The organism is Mesorhizobium sp. KACC 23794, assembly GCF_052180275.1.
Classification (GTDB): Bacteria; Pseudomonadota; Alphaproteobacteria; order Rhizobiales; family Rhizobiaceae; genus Kumtagia.
In genome coordinates, this window is record NZ_CP197465.1 from 1,715,196 (window position 1) to 1,731,922 (window position 16,727).

At 64.7% G+C, this 16,727-nt stretch carries 10 protein-coding genes; 4 read left to right on the top strand and 6 right to left on the bottom strand.

From position 1 onward, the window contains the following. The first annotated feature begins 12 nt into the window (after nt 1-12). The 3 genes from nirB to ACSBOB_RS08545 all read left to right on the top strand — a co-directional run bounded on the left by nirB (nt 13) and on the right by ACSBOB_RS08545 (nt 5,765). Nucleotides 13-2,463, top strand: coding sequence for a nitrite reductase large subunit NirB (gene nirB, locus ACSBOB_RS08535; protein WP_442582004.1), 2,451 nt, complete (start codon nt 13-15; stop codon nt 2,461-2,463). A gap of 55 nt (nt 2,464-2,518) precedes the next feature. Beyond that, a complete protein-coding gene (gene nirD, locus ACSBOB_RS08540) occupies nt 2,519-2,848 on the top strand; it encodes a nitrite reductase small subunit NirD (protein WP_442582005.1) in 330 nt (109 codons plus the stop codon). A gap of 235 nt (nt 2,849-3,083) precedes the next feature. Further along, nucleotides 3,084-5,765, top strand: coding sequence for a nitrate reductase (locus tag ACSBOB_RS08545; protein ID WP_442582006.1), 2,682 nt, complete (start codon nt 3,084-3,086; stop codon nt 5,763-5,765). Between the two features lie 63 nt (nt 5,766-5,828). Here the strand turns inward: ACSBOB_RS08545 and ACSBOB_RS08550 are convergent, their stop codons facing one another. The 6 genes from ACSBOB_RS08550 to ACSBOB_RS08575 all read right to left on the bottom strand — a co-directional run bounded on the left by ACSBOB_RS08550 (nt 5,829) and on the right by ACSBOB_RS08575 (nt 13,741). Then, entirely contained in the window at nt 5,829-6,800 is a 972-nt protein-coding gene (locus ACSBOB_RS08550; RefSeq protein ID WP_442583686.1) for a DUF1254 domain-containing protein, read from the bottom strand. 82 nt (nt 6,801-6,882) lie between these two features. Next, nucleotides 6,883-8,286, bottom strand: coding sequence for a DUF1254 domain-containing protein (locus ACSBOB_RS08555; RefSeq protein ID WP_442582007.1), 1,404 nt, complete (start codon nt 8,284-8,286; stop codon nt 6,883-6,885). 54 nt (nt 8,287-8,340) lie between these two features. Further along, complete coding sequence (locus tag ACSBOB_RS08560) at nt 8,341-9,747, bottom strand: DUF1254 domain-containing protein (protein WP_442582008.1); 1,407 nt, start codon at nt 9,745-9,747, stop codon at nt 8,341-8,343. Between the two features lie 63 nt (nt 9,748-9,810). Then, nucleotides 9,811-10,830 (bottom strand): HAD family hydrolase, encoded by a 1,020-nt coding sequence (locus ACSBOB_RS08565; RefSeq protein WP_442582009.1) that lies wholly within the window; start codon nt 10,828-10,830, stop codon nt 9,811-9,813. Between the two features lie 82 nt (nt 10,831-10,912). Then, nucleotides 10,913-12,721: an arylsulfatase gene (locus ACSBOB_RS08570; protein ID WP_442582010.1), complete on the bottom strand. Its 1,809-nt coding sequence runs from the start codon at nt 12,719-12,721 to the stop codon at nt 10,913-10,915. A 51-nt stretch (nt 12,722-12,772) separates the two neighbouring features. Then, nucleotides 12,773-13,741, bottom strand: a complete 969-nt coding sequence (locus tag ACSBOB_RS08575; protein ID WP_442582011.1) for a formylglycine-generating enzyme family protein — start codon at nt 13,739-13,741, stop codon at nt 12,773-12,775. A gap of 472 nt (nt 13,742-14,213) precedes the next feature. Between ACSBOB_RS08575 and ACSBOB_RS08580 the strand changes: the two genes are divergently transcribed. Next, nucleotides 14,214-16,724, top strand: coding sequence for an SH3 domain-containing protein (locus tag ACSBOB_RS08580; RefSeq protein ID WP_442582012.1), 2,511 nt, complete (start codon nt 14,214-14,216; stop codon nt 16,722-16,724). Nucleotides 16,725-16,727: the final 3 nt, after the last annotated feature.

The window sequence follows — 16,727 nt, forward strand, 5'->3', positions numbered from 1 at the left end:
GGGGATCGCGACATGACCGAAAAACTCGTCATCGTCGGCAACGGTATGGCGCCGGGCAGGATGCTGGAGCATCTGCTGGAAGCCATGCACGACCGCTACCAGGTCACCATCTTCAACGCCGAGCCGCGTGTGAACTACGACCGCATCATGCTCTCGCCCGTCCTCTCCGGCGAGAAGGATTTCGAGCAGATCGTCATCCATGGCGACGGCTGGTACATCAAGCACGGGATCACCCTCTACAAGGGTCACAGGATCGTCTCCATCGATCGCGAGGCGAAGACGGTGACCTCCGACCACGGGGTGACCGAAGGCTACGACAGGCTGGTCATCGCCACGGGTTCGGTGCCGTTCATCATTCCCGTGCCGGGCAAGGATCTTCCCGGCGTACTGACCTATCGCGACCTCGACGACGTCAACGCCATGCTGCTCGCCGCCCAATCGCGGGCGAAGGCCGTCGTCATCGGCGGCGGCCTGCTCGGGCTCGAAGCCGCGGCTGGCCTGCGCATGCGCGACATGGACGTGACCGTGCTGCATGTCATGCCGACGCTGATGGAGCGGCAGCTCGATCCGACCGCCGGCTATCTGCTGCAAAAGGCCGTGGAGGCGCGCGGCATCAAGGTGATCACCAAGGCGAATACCAAGGCGATCGTCGGCGACGGCAAGGTCCAGGGTGTCGAACTGGCCGACGGAACGGTCATACCGGCCGATCTCGTCGTCATGGCCGTCGGCATCCGGCCGAGTGCGGCGCTGGCGAAGGATGCCGGGCTGGAGGTCAATCGCGGCATCGTCGTCGATGCCGGCATGCGCACCTCCGATCCAGATATTTTTGCGCTCGGCGAATGCGCCGAGGTTGGCGGCAATGTCTACGGCCTGGTCGCGCCGCTCTACGAGATGGCGCGGGTCGCCGCGTCGCGGCTCGCCGGTGACGATGTGGCAAAATTCGTCCACATGGACACGCCGACCAAACTCAAGGTGACCGGCATCGACCTCTATTCGTTGGGCGATTTCGCCGACGGCGACGACCGCGAGGAGATCGTGCTGCGCGACGCCGCCTCCGGCATCTACAAGCGGCTGGTGCTGAAGGACAACCGCGTCATCGGCACGGTGCTCTACGGCGAGACGGGCGACGGCGCCTGGTTCAACGATCTGAAGAAAAAGCAGACCGACATTTCGGAGATGCGCGACACGCTGATCTTCGGCCAGGCGTATCAGGGAGGGTCTCCGCTGGACCCTATGGCGGCCGTTGCGGCATTGGCGGATGATGCGGAAATCTGCGGCTGCAACGGCGTCTGCAAGGGCAAGATCACCGGCGCGATCACCGGCAAGGGGCTGACCGGCCTCGACGATGTGCGCGCCCACACAAAAGCCTCCGCCTCGTGCGGTTCGTGCACGGGGCTGGTCGAGCAACTGCTGAAGTTGACGCTCGGCGACGCCTACAATCCCGCGGCCGTCCAGCCGATGTGCGCCTGCACAACACTCGGGCACGACGACGTGCGCCGGCTGATCAAGGCCAAGGGGCTGAAGACCATTCCCGCAATCATGCAGGAGCTTCAATGGAAGACCTCCTGCGGCTGCGCAAAATGCCGGCCGGCGCTCAACTACTACCTCGTCTGCGACTGGCCGGACGAATATGCCGACGACTACCAATCGCGCTTCATCAATGAGCGTGTCCACGCCAACATCCAGAAGGACGGCACCTATTCGGTGGTGCCGCGCATGTGGGGTGGCATGACTTCGTCGACGGAGCTTCGCGCCATTGCCGATGTCGTCGACAAATTCGCGATTCCCGCGGTGAAGGTTACCGGCGGACAGCGCATCGACATGCTGGGAATCCGCAAGCAGGACCTGCCGGCGGTCTGGGCCGATCTCGGCAAGGCCGGCTTCGTCTCGGGCCAAGCCTACGCCAAGGGCCTGCGCACGGTGAAGACCTGCGTCGGCACCGACTGGTGCCGGTTCGGCACGCAGGATTCGACCGGCCTCGGCATCCGCATCGAGAAATTCATGTGGGGCTCGTGGACGCCGGCCAAGGTCAAGATGGCGGTGTCCGGCTGTCCGCGCAACTGCGCCGAGGCGACCTGCAAGGATGTCGGCGTGATCTGCGTGGATTCAGGCTACGATATCCACTTTGCCGGTGCGGCCGGCCTCGACATCAAGGGCACCGAGGTGCTTGGCCAGGTGAAGTCCGAGGACGAGGCGCTGGAGGTCATCGTCGCGCTGACGCAGATGTATCGCGAGCAGGCGCGTTATCTCGAGCGCATCTACAAATGGGCGAAGCGTATCGGCATCGCGGAGATCAAGCGCCAGGTCCTCGACGATATCGACAGGCGAACAGCCTATTACGAGCGCTTCGTGTTCTCCCAGAAATTCGCGCAGGTCGATCCCTGGTCGGAGCGCGTCTCCGGCAAGGACAAGCACGAATTCCAGCCGCTTGCGGCCGTCGGTTTCGCGCAGGCCGCGGAGTGATCGCGGCCGTGAGATCAGCAAACCGGCCGACGCCACGCGACAAGAGAGAAATGCGATGACCTGGACGCCCATCGGCATGCTCGCCGACATTCCGCAGCGCGGCGCGCGCTGTGTCGAGACCCCTCAAGGCAAGATCGGCATCTTCCGCACGGCGGAAGACCAGGTCTTCGCCATCGAGGACCACTGTCCGCACAAAGGCGGGCCGCTGAGCCAGGGCATCGTCCATGGCGCGGCGGTCACCTGCCCACTGCACAACTGGGTGTTCTCGCTGGAAACCGGCAAGGCGCTGGGCGCCGACGAAGGATCGGTCAAGACGATTCCGGTCAAGGTCGAGGGCGGACGCATCTCGATCGCGCTCGGCGAATTGCTGCTGGCGGCGGAATGATCTCCCTAACGGATGTGACCGAAATGACGGCGTCCTACGTTGCCCTCCTCTGTCCTGCCGGACATCTCCCCCACGAAGGGGGAGATTGGCTGCGGCGGTCTTGGCGCGTCTTCTGCTGCGTTGAAGATTGGCGAAACCAAAGCGGCCGGGCCGATCTCCACCCTTGTGGGGGAGATGTCAGGCAGGACAGAGGGGGGCAATGTTGGGCTCCGTCTGCGAATGCGGAACGTCAGTCGTGATCGCTCCAAACGACGAAGCACGCGAGGTGAGGACCACCTGCCCCTATTGCGGGGTGGGTTGCGGCGTGCTGGCGCGGGTCGCCGCGGACGGCAGCGTTGCCGTCCGCGGCGACCCCGATCATCCGGCCAATCTTGGAAAACTCTGCTCGAAAGGTTCGGCACTCGGCGAGACGCTTGGCCTCAACGGCCGGCTGCTGCATCCGGAGATCGGCGGCAAGCGGACGGACTGGAACGTGGCGCTCGACCTCGTGGCGCGCCGTTTTTCCGAGACGATTACCTCGCATGGCCCGGATTCCGTCGGCTTCTATGTGTCCGGCCAGTTGCTGACCGAGGACTATTACGTCGCCAACAAGCTGATGAAGGGTTTTATCGGCTCGGGCAACATCGACACCAATTCGCGGCTGTGCATGGCCTCCTCTGTCGCCGGCCACCGGCGGGCCTTCGGCGAGGATATCGTGCCAGGTACTTACGAGGATTTCGAGCAGGCCGACCTCGTCGTGCTCACTGGCTCGAATGCGGCCTGGTGCCATCCGGTGCTCTACCAGCGCCTGCTTGCGGCCCGCGCGGCCCGTGGAACCAGGATCGTGGTGATCGATCCCCGCCGCACGGCGACGGTGGCCGACTGCGACCTGCACCTGGCCATCAGACCGGGCACGGATGTGTTGTTGTTCAACGGCCTGCTTGCCCATCTGGCGCGCACCGGCGCGGTCGATGCCGCCTATGTCGCCGCCCACACCGGCGGCTTCGACGAAGCCGTCGCCCTCGCCGGCGCGGACGCGCCGACGGTGCGGCGGGTTGCCGAGGGATGCGATGTCGCCCCCGCTGATATTGAGCGCTTTTACAGTTGGTTCGCGACGACCGGGCGCTCGGTCACCGTCTACAGTCAGGGCGTCAACCAGTCGGCGCATGGCACCGACAAGGTCAACGCCATCGTCAACTGCCATCTCGCCACCGGCCGCATCGGCAGGCCGGGCATGGGGCCGTTCTCCGTCACCGGCCAGCCCAACGCCATGGGCGGGCGCGAGGTCGGCGGCCTCGCCAATCAGCTTGCCGCCCATATGGGCTTTGACAACCCGGCAGATGTCGAACGCGTCGCCCGCTTCTGGAACGCCCCGCGCACCGCAAGACGCGCCGGGCTGAAGGCCGTCGACATGTTCGAGGCGGCTGCCGACGGGCGCATCAAGGCGCTTTGGGTCATGGGCACCAACCCGGCCGTCAGCATGCCCGATGCGAGGCGGGTGCGCGAGGCGTTGAAGCGCTGCGATTTTGTCGTGGTCTCGGATGTCGTCCATACCGACACGACTCGCTTTGCCGACGTGCTGCTGCCTGCCGCCGGCTGGGGCGAGAAGGACGGCACCGTCACCAATTCCGAGCGGCGCATCTCGCGCCAGCGCCCTTTCGTATCCCGGCCCGGCGAGGCCCGTCCCGACTGGTGGACCGTCACGGAAGTGGCCCGCCGCATGGGGTTTTCGGAAGCCTTCGACTATTCCGGCCCCGCGGCGATCTTTCGCGAACACGCCGCGCTCTCGGGGTTCGAGAATGAAGGCGCCCGGCTGTTCGACATCGGCGATCTCGCGGATGTGGGCGACGCCGGCTACGAGGCGTTTTCGCCCCGGCATTGGCCGGCGAGGCGTGGTTCGAAGGCCGCGGATAGGCTGCTGGCGGATGGCCGTTTCCCGACGGCGGATGGGCGCGCGCGGTTCATCGCCGTCCGGCAGGAAGGGCCTGCGCTGCCGGTCGACGCCGCTCATCCGATCGCGCTCAACACCGGCCGCCTGCGCGACCAATGGCACACGATGACGCGCACCGGGCTCGTGCCCCGGCTGATGGCCAACGCACCGGAGCCCGCGCTGGAGATCAATCCGGCCGACGCCGCCGAGATCGGCCTGCGGGAAGGCGACCTCGCGCGCCTCGACAGCCGCTACGGCGGCGGTCGCGCCAAGGTGCGCATCACAGATGGTCAGCGCCGTGGCGAGGCGTTTTTGCCGATGCACTGGAGCGGCCGGTTTGCCGCCAACGCGGCGGCGGGTCCGCTGTCGACGCCGCTCGCCGATCCGCTGTCGGGGCAGCCCGAGCTGAAACACGTGCCGGTGCGGATCTCCCGCGAGCCGGTCGAGTGGGCCGGGGTTCTGATGACCCGCCGCGACCTGCGCCCGACAGGTTTCGTCCATTGGAGCCGCGCCGCCGTTGCCGGCGGATGGGTCTACGAGCTTTGTGGCACCGAGTCCCCAGACCAGGGCATCTTGCTCGCCCGCGGGCTGCTCGATATCGTCCCCCGCGACCAGTTGCTGGAATATACCGACAGGCGCGGCCAGTCCTTCCGCGCCGCAGCCACCGACGCCGCCGGCGGGCTTATGGAAGCGCTGATGGTCGGACGCCCCGGCCAACTCCCCGGACGCGACTGGCTGCTTTCGTTGCTTGCGTCGGGAGAACCGCTGTCGCCGCTGGATCGCCGTGCGCTGCTGTCGGGACGCGCGCCTGTGCCGATGCCGGCGGTCGGCCGCATCGTCTGCTCTTGCTTCAGCGTCGGCATCAACCAGATCGCCGCCGCGATAACGAGGGGGTGCAGCAGCGTCGAGGAAGTCGGCAAGATGGTGCGGGCAGGCACGAATTGCGGTTCATGCCGGTCCGAGATCAAGGCGATCCTCGATATGTCCCGCTTGCAGGCGGCTGAATGATGCCAGCGGCTGTTGACTTTGACCGTCGGAGTCACCAGCCGTCGGCGTCCCTCCAGCAGCCCTTCATTTCGCCGGCTGCGGCTCCGGGAATGTCCACTTGCCGTCCAGGATCTCGGCGCGCGGGCGATAGAGCCGCACGGTGTAGTTCCAGCCCTTCATGATCGGCAGGCAGTTCGCTACCTTGCCGTCGCAGCCGCCGAACTGGATGGCGACCGCGCCGCCATCGCCCTTCTTCGCGGTGATGTTGTTGATCGAATAGGCGCTGTACGGGTTCTTCTCGTAATAACCCTCGGCATCGTAGAGGCTGACCGACCAGAACGCGTCGACCGGCACGTCCTTGACGTCGAGCTTGTAGACCGTGGTGCCGTCGTTGCCGGCGGGCGTGACGTTGAGATAGACCGCGTCCTTGTCGGGATTGCCGCCCCACCCGGCTGCGCTGCCGATCAGATGACGGACCGGATCGACGTCCTCCTTCGTGCCGAATGCCTTCTTGAAATCGGGAAGGGTGCTGTTGAGGACGAGCAGGGCGTCGCGCACCTTGTTCTGGCTTGCCTGGTCCCAAGCGGGAATCTCGAATTTCCCCGGTCCGCCGGGCTGCTCGACCTTGATCGCATCCTGCAGCGCGTGGACTTTCTTCACATCCTCGGGATCCGCGGGGTCGACCAGGGTACGAATACCCGCCACGACGTAGCGCGTGCCCACCTTCTCCTTGTCCAGAGTGTAGCTGCCTGCGCCGTAGTGTACCTCCGGCACGTAGTGATCCTCGTTGATCACCTGCATCGACATGAAGCGGTCTCCCGCATCGGGCAGCGTGATGGTCACCGGCCCGGCGTCGAGGTCGAACAGCGCCGACGAATAGAGTGTGTCGCGGTTGAGGCGGATGACCGTCTGATTGTCGATGCTCGCAGGCTCGCGCCGGTGCCCGATCTTGCCGATGCCACCGTTGTCCCTGATCAGTCCGGCGAAATAGAGGTCCGATTCGGCGCGGACGAAATTGTCGGCGGTGACGGGTACGGAGTCCGCCGCCAGAGCCATCACTGGAATCCAGCCGGCCAGCGTGATCGCGATCGCGGATGAGCAAACGATCGATCTGGTTTTCACGACGATATCCTCCTGTTCATTTCGCACGTTCGAGCGCCGGGGCCTTCCATTTGCCGTCGAGCGCCTCGGGTTTTGGCCAGTAGAGCCGCATCACCGCGAAGAACGGTCCTTTCGGCACCGGCAGCCAGTTGCTTTCCTTGTCGGCGCCGGGCGATTCGTTTTGCAGGTACAGAGTGGTCCCGCCGTCAGCGTCTTTCTTCAAGCCGGGCAGCATCGGCGAATTGATCAGGTAGCGGTCAAGCGCGTTGGCGTAAAGCAGGCTGGACGGCAGTTGGTACAGCGTCAGCGACCAGAAGGCGTTGACCGGTGGCAACTGGCCGGGCGCGAAGCGCATGACGTAACGGTTTGCGCCGCTTGTCGGCTGACGGTCCGCGTCGGTGAAATAGGCGGGATAGATCGCCTCGTCTTTCGAGTTGCCGTAGATGCCGAGCACCGCCGACGCCATGCGGGCCATGTAGTCGTTGTTCAGGAATGCGCGCGTGCCGAAGCCGTCGGCACTGGTCTTCTTCCCGGTATCGAGTTCCGTCGCCTTGTAGTCCGCGAATGCTTTCCAGGCGTCGGCCATGCCGTCCGTCACCGCCTTGCGGATCTCCGGCGAAAGGGCTTCCGGATCGAAGCTCTTGCCGGCGCCGATGCCGAGTTTTGCAAAACGCTCCATCAGCGCCGTTTCGGAAGGGTCCGTCGGGCAGAACTGCAGGATAAAGTTCAGCTCGGTGAAGAAGGCTGGCGATGTCCTCTCGTCCTGGGGATCGAGCGGCTTGAAGAAGTCCATCGATGCGGCCGCCGCGGGCGGCGGGTGGTGGAGGAAGGCCGAGAGCGGCTCGACCTTGTAACCCGCCTGGATTGCCTTGACGTTGTCGATGTCGGCCGGACTGAACAATTGCGTGCGATAAAGAACGAACGCCAGCCGCGTCTCCGACCGGATGACCTCCTTGATGCCGGGCGGCTTCTCGCCCTGCCAGTCAGGGCCGGCAAGCAGATAGCTGCCCGCCTCGTTGCCGGTGGCGCGGCTGCCGACATAGGCGAAATTGAACGTGTACATGTCGACGAATTGCAGGGAGTAGTAACGCTTCTTCTCGACGGCCGGCACCGTGATCACCAGCGGTTCGATCCGGAGGTCGGCGCCGACGAAGGAATAGGGCGTGTCCGAATTGGGCGTCTGGATCGCCTTGTCGTCCGGCGTATAGACGCGCGCGGTATTATTGAGCGTATTCCACGATCCCTTGAACTCCGGATCGGCCTTGTCGACGAAATACGAATACTGGATGCGGTAGCTGTCGACCAGCGGGAAGCCGTAGATCGTTGCCTCCTTGGCGATGGCGCGGGCTTCGTCGGGCGTGATGTCGGCCGCCAGCGTGGGTGTGGTGGCGAAAGCGATCAGGCCAGCCGCGCACGCCGCGACCAAAGCGGTCAATCTCATCGAAACATCTCTCCCTGCTCTTCCACATAGCCGAATCGTCCGGCAGGCAGCTTGTCACTGCGTCGCCTTCTCGACATCCGGCAGTTTCCAGCTCTTGTCAAACAAAGGCTTTTCCGGCCCGTAGAGACGGAACAGCAGTTCGAACGTGCGGTTCGGATCGGTCGGCACCCAGTTCGCCTCCTTGCCGGGCGGCGACCTGGAGCCGAAGAACACGTCGACCGAGCCGTCGGGGTTCTTTTGCACGCCGGCACCGATCGACGCGACACTTGCCTTCGGCATATCCCGGACGAGCGCGTGGGTCTCCCTGTCATAGACGGTCACCGACCAATACTGCTTGACCGGCGCATTGGCGGGCACGGTCAGACGATAGCTGCGGCCGCCGTCGAAGGCGTCGCCATCCTTGTCCTTGTTCACCATCAGATAGAATTGCGCGGTGCCGAGCCGCTTGATGCCGGTAAAGCCCAGCGTATAGGTGACGGCTCTTGCATCGATCGCATAGGCGTTCGGATCGGCATATCCGGTGCTGGCGGCCTTCACCATTTCCGGCATGGCGGCGGGGAACCAGCGAATTCCTTCGTTGATGACGGGAAAACCGTTGTCGTAGCGGGCCGAGAGCAACGAATGGGCTTCCTTGGCCGCCATGTCGAGCGCATCGCGCATTGCCTGATCCGGCTGGAACCGCTTGCCCTTCTCGATGCCAAGCGTCCTGAGCTGGTCGATCATGGCGCGATCGCGTTCGAGCCACGGTTCCTTCTGTACGATTCTGTCGAGGCTGTCGAAGAAGCGTGCATCATACGGAATGGTGGAATCGAACATGACGCCATAGGCGTCCGTGAACCTCGTTTCCGGCGGGTTCGCAGCTTGCGACAGCGGGTAGATCTTCACCCGCTTGCCGTAGGCCACCGACTTCTCGATGTCGGCGTCGCTGTGGCTCGCCAGGTTGGAGCGCAGCAGCGCGAAGCCGCTGAACGTGTCGGACCGCAGCACGATGTAACCTTCCGGCCTTTCGCTCTGGTAGCCGGGCGGCAGGATCAGGTATTTGCCGCCCTTGCCCTCGTCGGCGCCATACGGGCCGGCGTCCTCCAGCGGCATCTGCCAGGCATCGGCGATGTTTCCAGCGATCGAACCGCCGTCGGCCGGCGGAATCTCGATCACCAGTGGCCCGTCCTTCACGTTCCAGAAGGACATGAGATAGATGGAATCCGGGTTGGGCGTCAGCGTCTGGTTCGTCCAGTTGACCGGCCGCGACCAGTAGACGATCTCGTTGGCCTTCGCCGTGGTCGTTGCGAGCATCGCCTGAAGCATCAGGTCGGCATTCACCGCCGGCATTCCCCAGACAACGGCTTCCACCGCGCGGCGCTCGATTGCACGCTTCTCAGGCGCTTCGGACGCAAGATCCTGCGCCAGTGCCAATGGCGCCACGCAAATCAAGGCGAGCGTTGCGAGTAACGCTTTGATCACGATGTCTCCTCCCCGATATCTCGACCGCGACGCTTCGAGCAAGATTCACCGTCGCGCTTCCAGTCACTGTGACGCGGGAAAAATCACCTTCCAGTCGCGTTTCATGCTGATCACCGGCCAGCCCTTGGCCGCGGCCTCGTCGAGGCCCTTGTCGAGCTTGCCGATCTCGGAGGACCGGTCATAGGCATATTCGCGCTCCGCGTCGTCGTGGTGAACGTAGAGCGCCAGCCGTGCCCCCGGGCCGCCGGACACATATTGCAGCATCTGCAGGTCGCCGTCGGAATTGCCGAAGGCGATGATCGGCCAGCGGCCGATATGCTGCTGGATGCCGACCGGCTTGCCGGGGCCGTCGTCGATGAATTGCACTTTGGCGGTCTTGATCAGCTCCGGCTTGCCGTCGCTGGTGAGCTTGAATTCCGTCACGCTCGACGAGCCCATCACCTGCTCGGGCGGAATGCCGTACACGCGTTCCGTCCATGGCCGCATGAAGTCGATGCCGCCACCTGACACGATGAAGGTCTTGAAGCCGTTGGCGCGCAGATACTGCATCACCTCCAGCATCGGCTGGTAGACCAGTTCGGTGTAGGGCCGATTGAAGCGCGGATGCCGTGCGGTCTTCGTCCAGTCCAGCACCTCGCTCGAGAATTCCTCGGTGGTCATGCCGCTGTGCGTAGCAGCGATCACGGACAGCAGGCCCTTCTCGCCGGCCGTCGCCGCGGTCTTCACGTCGCCCTCCAGCAGCGCCTTGAAGGGTTGTTCGTCCTTCCATTCCGGATGCTGCGGCGCTATCGCCCTGACGCGGTCGAAGGCGAAGGCCATCTGGAAATAGAAGGGCTGCTCGCACCACAGCGTCCCGTCATTGTCGAAGGTGGCGATGCGCTCTTCGGCCGGCACGAAGTCCGGCCCGCCCTGTGTGGTCACGCGCTGGACGAACTCGGTGATCGCCGACTTGACCGCGCCGTCGTTCCATGAGGGCAGCGGATCGGCCTGCGCGAGCGCATGAAATTGCGGCAAGGCGATCAGCCCGACGGCAAGCAGGGCTACCAGGAACGTCCGCCTGGTCAGGGAGGCAAAGGAAGACATACGACCCTCTATACCGCTGGGAGTTCGTAGGAGATGCGCACCGGCCCGCCTTGCGGGCGGGCCGGTGCGCAGGCAATGCCTGCTACGGGCTCTGCAACTGCTGCTGGATCATCTGATTCAGCGCGCCGCGAACCTTGTCGAGGTCGAGGTTCTCCTTGAAAGCCTCATTGCGCTTCATGGCATCCATCGTCGTTTCCATGACGTTGGCCGGGTTGAAGCTCGGCGGGAAGGAACGTGGCGGAAAATCCTTGAACGTCGCCACGAACTGGAAGACCTCGTCCATCACCCCGTACATCATGTGGACATGGTTCATCTGCCAGTCCCAGAAGGTGTTGGACGTGATGTCGGCGCGCTCGAACGGATCCTGGAACAGGTTGAAGATCTTCTGCAGGCGAAGCGTGGTGAACGGCTCGGCCCAGACGCCCATCGTGCCTTCCTTGCGCTGCTCGGAGAACACGTATTTGTAGTCGCCCTGACGCATGCCGACGAGCAGGCCGTCGTCGTCGGAGTAGAAGAACTTGTCGCGCGCGCTTTTCGCGCCGTTGTTGTTGGCGGCGCTCCCGGTCACGGTCGTCAGGAAGACCGACTGGTCGTAACCGTCGAGATGCACCTTGTAGTCGATGCCGTTGGCCTTGTAGCCGGCCTTGAGCTTGCCGACGATGTCGGGCTCCCCGGCGATCGAACAGAGCGTCGGGATCCAGTCGTTGTGGCTCATCACCTCGTTGGTGACGGCGCCGGGCGCGATCTTGCCCGGCCAGCGGACGAGGCAGGGAACGCGGAAGGCGCCTTCCCAATTGGTGTTCTTCTCCGATCGGAACCAGGTCATGGCGCCGTCCGGCCAGGTGTTCATGTGCGGCCCGTTGTCGGTCGAATAGATGACGAGCGTGTTGTCGGCGATGCCCATGTCGTCGAGGGCCTTGAGCAAAGTGCCGACGGTATCGTCGTGCTCCATCATGCCGTCGATGTATTCGCTGTCTCCATGGGTATAGCGGCCGCGATGGCCCTCCCGGACATGCGTGCGCAGATGCATGCGGGTCGAATTGAACCAGGTGAAGAACGGCTTGCCGGCGGCCTGCTGCCGTTTCATGAAGTCGATCGCCGCGGCCGAGGTCTCGTCGTCGATCGTCTCCATGCGCTTCTTGGTGAGCGCGCCGGTGTCCTCGATGGTCTGCTTGCCGACCTTGCCGAAGCGCGGATCCTCCGTCGGATCGTCCACGTCCGTCGCCTTGCACCGCAGGACGCCGCGCGGGCCGAACTTGGCGAGATAGGCGGGGTCCTTCGGATAATCGGGCAGTTCGGGTTCTTCCTCGGCGTTGAGATGATACAGATTGCCGAAGAACTCGTCGAAACCATTCACCGTCGGCAGCGACGGGTTGCGGTCGCCGACGTGGTTCTTGCCGAACTGGCCGGTTGCGTAGCCAAGGTTCTTCAACAGGCCGCCGACAGACGGGTCGAGCTGGCTCATGCCCATCGGCGCGCCGGGAAAGCCGACCTTGCTCAGTCCGCTGCGGATGATGTGCTGGCCGGTGAGGAAAGCCGAGCGCCCGGCCGTGCAGGACTGCTCGCCGTAATAGTGCTGGAACTTCAGGCCTTCCCGGGCGATCCGGTCGATGTTCGGCGTCTCGTAGCCCATCAGGCCGTTGGAATATGCGCTGATGTTGGCGATGCCGATGTCGTCGCCCCAGATGACCAGGATGTTGGGCTTGCCGCCTGCGGAAGCGGGCGCGGCAGGCTGTTCCTGGGTCTGTGCGGTGGTCACGAACGATGTCAGGGACGACGTCGCGGCAAGGGCGGTTCCGGCAAAAAGGATGTTGCGCCGGCTTACGTTGATAGTTTGGCCAAGCGCGCTTCCACGCGCGCGGCCGTCGTCGCCTTTCGAGGTGTCGTCCATGTCCTGCTCCTCCTTCTCATGCTCGAGCCGATAGTCCCAAACGGGTCTGCGTCAGTTCCTGGTCACGCAGCGGAAGCCGACATGGCTTGTCGATGTGTCAACCGCCTCGGCGTGGCGGGCAGCCGGGCGGTAGCGGCGGCAGTAGTTCGGCGCGCAGAGATGGGAGCCACCCTTCAGCACTTTTCGCGGTATCCTGATCTCCGGCTGGCGCGGATCGTAGCTGCCGTCTTCCGGTGCGCCGCGCGGATTGAGCGGGACGCAGCAGGCTTTCGCCTCGTCCGCCGGGTGGCGGGTCGACCACCAGTCGGACGTCCATTCCCAGGTATTGCCGATCATGTCGTAGAGGCCGTAGCCGTTCGGCGGATAGCTGCGCACCGGCGACGTCCGTTCAAAACCGTCGGCGAGCAGGTTCTGGTGCGGAAACTCGCCTTGCCAGGTATTGGCCATCTGCTTGCCGCCGGGGGTGAATTCGCTGCCCCAAGCGTATTCGGCCTCGTCGAGACCGCCGCGCGCCGCAAATTCCCACTCCGCCTCGGTGGGCAGATCCTTGCCCGCCCACCGCGCATAAGCCAGTACGTCGGCATAGGCGACATGCACGACGGGATGGTTCTCCTTCTTGAAGATGCCGCTGCCGGGTCCGAGCGGATGGCGCCAGTTCGCGCCGGCCGCGAACTCCCACCAGTTGCTCCAGTTCCGCAGGTCGACGGGACCGGCGGACTTGCGGAAGACCAGCGAGCCGGCAAACAGCATATGCGGCAGGGCGCCCGGATAGTCCTTCGGGTCAGGCACCTGCTCGGCCACGGTGACATGGCCGGTCGCCTTCACGAATTCCTTGAACTGGCGGTTGGTGACCGGTGACGTGTCGATGAAAAAGCCGTCGACGCGCACCTTGTGCGACGGCGCCTCCTCGGGATAGTGGCTGTCCGATCCCATGCGGAACGTGCCGCCCGGAATGAAAGCCATCCCCGGCGGACAGGCTGCCTCGGCAATCTCCGACCCGGAAGCGCCGGCGGCGTTCATCTCCCGCGCCCATCGCGAATCGGCCGTGCCAGGTTGCCCATGACGCGTCGCTCCTCTGCCGGTATTTCCTGCTCGCTCCGACGTTCGCGATGACCATGGCCGCGCGAAGTACATAACAATTACGGCCAGTGATTTTCGTTGGCAAGCAGATTGAGGGTGTCAGTCAAGACTAACGCGGCATTGCCGCGTCAGTCTTTCTTAAGGTTAACGGCGGGGAGCGGCTTTATGGCATCGCTGCCTCCAGCCCTCATGCCGGCCCATCTGGCCGCCCTGGCGCAGGATAAAGGGTAAGCGAATTCAAACGAAGCTGGTGACGTAACGGGAAAGCGGCTTGAAAAACGTGCCGGCTGCGTTTCAAATAGGCATGCCAGCTTGTGGGCACCGCTCTCGTCCGATGTCTCTCACACTGGGCCGGCCGGCGAGGGTGTCCTGTCCCGCAAGTTCGCGCCTGCTCCCGGAGGTTTCAGACCAGATGCGCACCTTCCTGCTCGCCGTCCTGCTGCAAGGCCTCGCGCTCGCGGTGGCCTTCGCAGGACCGGCCACCGTGACCTCGAAGGTCAATCTCCGTTCCGGCCCCGGAACGAGCTACCAGAGCCTCGGCATGATTCCCGAGGACGCCAATGTGGACCTCGCGGAATGCGACGCGGCCGGCGGCTGGTGCGCGGTGACCTATGACGGCAAGACCGGTTTCGTCAGCGGGAAGTATGTGAACGAGGAGGATACCGGCCGCCCCGGCTGGCCGCGTTCCTACACGACCGACAAGGGCGCCGAGATCGTGCTCTACCAGCCGCAGGTCTCGAGCTGGGACAAGTTCACCGATCTCAGCGCGCTGGTGGCGACGGAGTACAAGGCCAGCAAGGACGCAAAGCCGGTCTTCGGTGTCATCGGGCTGACCGGCAAGACCCAGGCCGACCCGGATGCCGGCGAGGTGGTGATCACCGATATCAAGATAACCGAGCTGGATTTCTCCGCCCTCGACCGCGCGCAGCTTGCCGATTTCGCTCTGGAGATGGGCAAGATCCTGCCCACCGGCCCCGTGACGATCACCGAGGAAAGGCTGACGGCCAGCCTCGCCGACTACCAGCGGATGGACGATGCCAAGGGGCTGAAATCCGATCCGCCGCCCATCTTCATATCGAAGTCGCCGGCGGTGCTGCTGCAGACCGACGGCAAGGAAGTCGTCGCGCCGGTCAAGGGCGCGCCGGGCGTTTCCTTCGTCGTCAACACCAACTGGGACCTGTTCAGGATCGACGCGGATCAAACCTATTTCCTGCGCGACGAGAAATCGTGGCTGACCTCCAAGGCGTTGGACGGCGATTGGCAGCCGGCGATGGCGCTGCCGGATGCGCTGTCAAAACTCCCCGACGAGGACAACTGGAAGGACGCCCGCGCCGCCATGCCGCCCGAGGCGTTCGCCGAGGGCGCGGTTCCGAAGGTCGTCTATTCCGCCACCCCTGCCGAACTGATCAATTTCGACGGCGAGCCCAAGCTCCAACCGGTTGCGGGCACCGGCCTGGAATGGGCTTCCAACAGCGACGGCGACGTGTTCTTCCTGAAGGCAAGCCGGACCTGGTATGTGCTGCTGTCCGGCCGCTGGTTCTCGTCAAGATCGCTTGACGGCCCGTGGACCTTCGCGACACCCGATCTGCCGGAGGATTTCCAGAACATCCCCGACGACGCGCCCTATGCCAGTGTCCGCTCTTCGGTGCCCAAGACCTCGGAGAACGCCGAAGCACGGCTCAAGGCCAGCATCCCGCAGATGGCGCGGGTGTCGACCGACGGATCGGTCAAGGTTGAGGTGGCCTATAGCGGCGACCCGAAGTTCGAGCCGATCGAAGGCACGCAGCTCAAATATGCGGTCAACACCAACGAGACGGTCATCCAGGTCGGCGCGAAATATTACGTGCTGAAGGAGGGTATCTGGTTCGTCGGCGACAGCCCGAGCGGACCGTTCGCGGTGGCGACCGCCGTGCCGGAACAGATCTACACGATCCCCGCCTCGTCGCCGGTCTACAACGCGACCTATGTCCGCATCTATTCGACGGAGCCGGATGCGGTCTGGTACGGCTACACGATGGGCTATCTCGGCGCCTACCTCGCCTGGGACGCCTTGGTCTACGGCACCGGCTGGCACTATCCCGTTTATTGGGACACCAACTGGCACGGCGGCTACTGGCCATATTACCCGAGACCCGTCACCTATGGCGTGGCAGCCTTCTACAATCCGGCGCGCGGCACGTTCGGGCGCTATGGCTACGCCTACGGCCCGTATCGCGGCATCGTGGCGGGCGCGAGCTACAACCCCCGCACCGGCACCTATATCCGCGGCGGGGCGGTGGCTGGTCCGGCGGGCGAACGCGGCTTCATCGCCGCCTACAATCCGCGCACCGATACCGGCGCGATCGTGCGCGGCGGCAGCAATGTCTACGGCTCGTGGGGTTCGGCCAGCGTGCGCCACGGCACCGACTGGGCGCGCGCCAGCGGCGGCTCGACGGCAGCCGGCGGGCAGGGTGCCCGCTGGCGCACATCGAATGGCAACCATGGCTTTGTCGGCCAGGGCCAGGGCGGCGACATCTATGCCGGCCGCGACGGCAACGTCTATCGGCGCGACGACGGCCAATGGCAGAAGCGCTCCGACGGCGGCTGGTCGCCGGTGGAGAAGCCGAACACCGACAATGGGAGGAAGCCCGCGCGGCAGCTGGACGGCGACGGCTCGAACCTGGGCGGACGCGTCCAGCAGGCAGCGCCGGCGGTCAACCGGCCGGCCCAGCAGCGCAAGATCCAGCAGGCGGCGCCGGATCACCTGGGCCTCGATCGCGCCGGCCGCATGGCCGGCAACCAGAGCGCGCTCGCCCGCCGTTCGGAATTCAACCCGCAGGTCAACCGCGGCAATTTCGACCGTGGCGGATTCGAGCGCGGCGGCGGCCGCAGCGGCGGCTTCCATGGCGGCGGGGGCGGCGGAGGCAGGCGCATGCATCGCTGACAC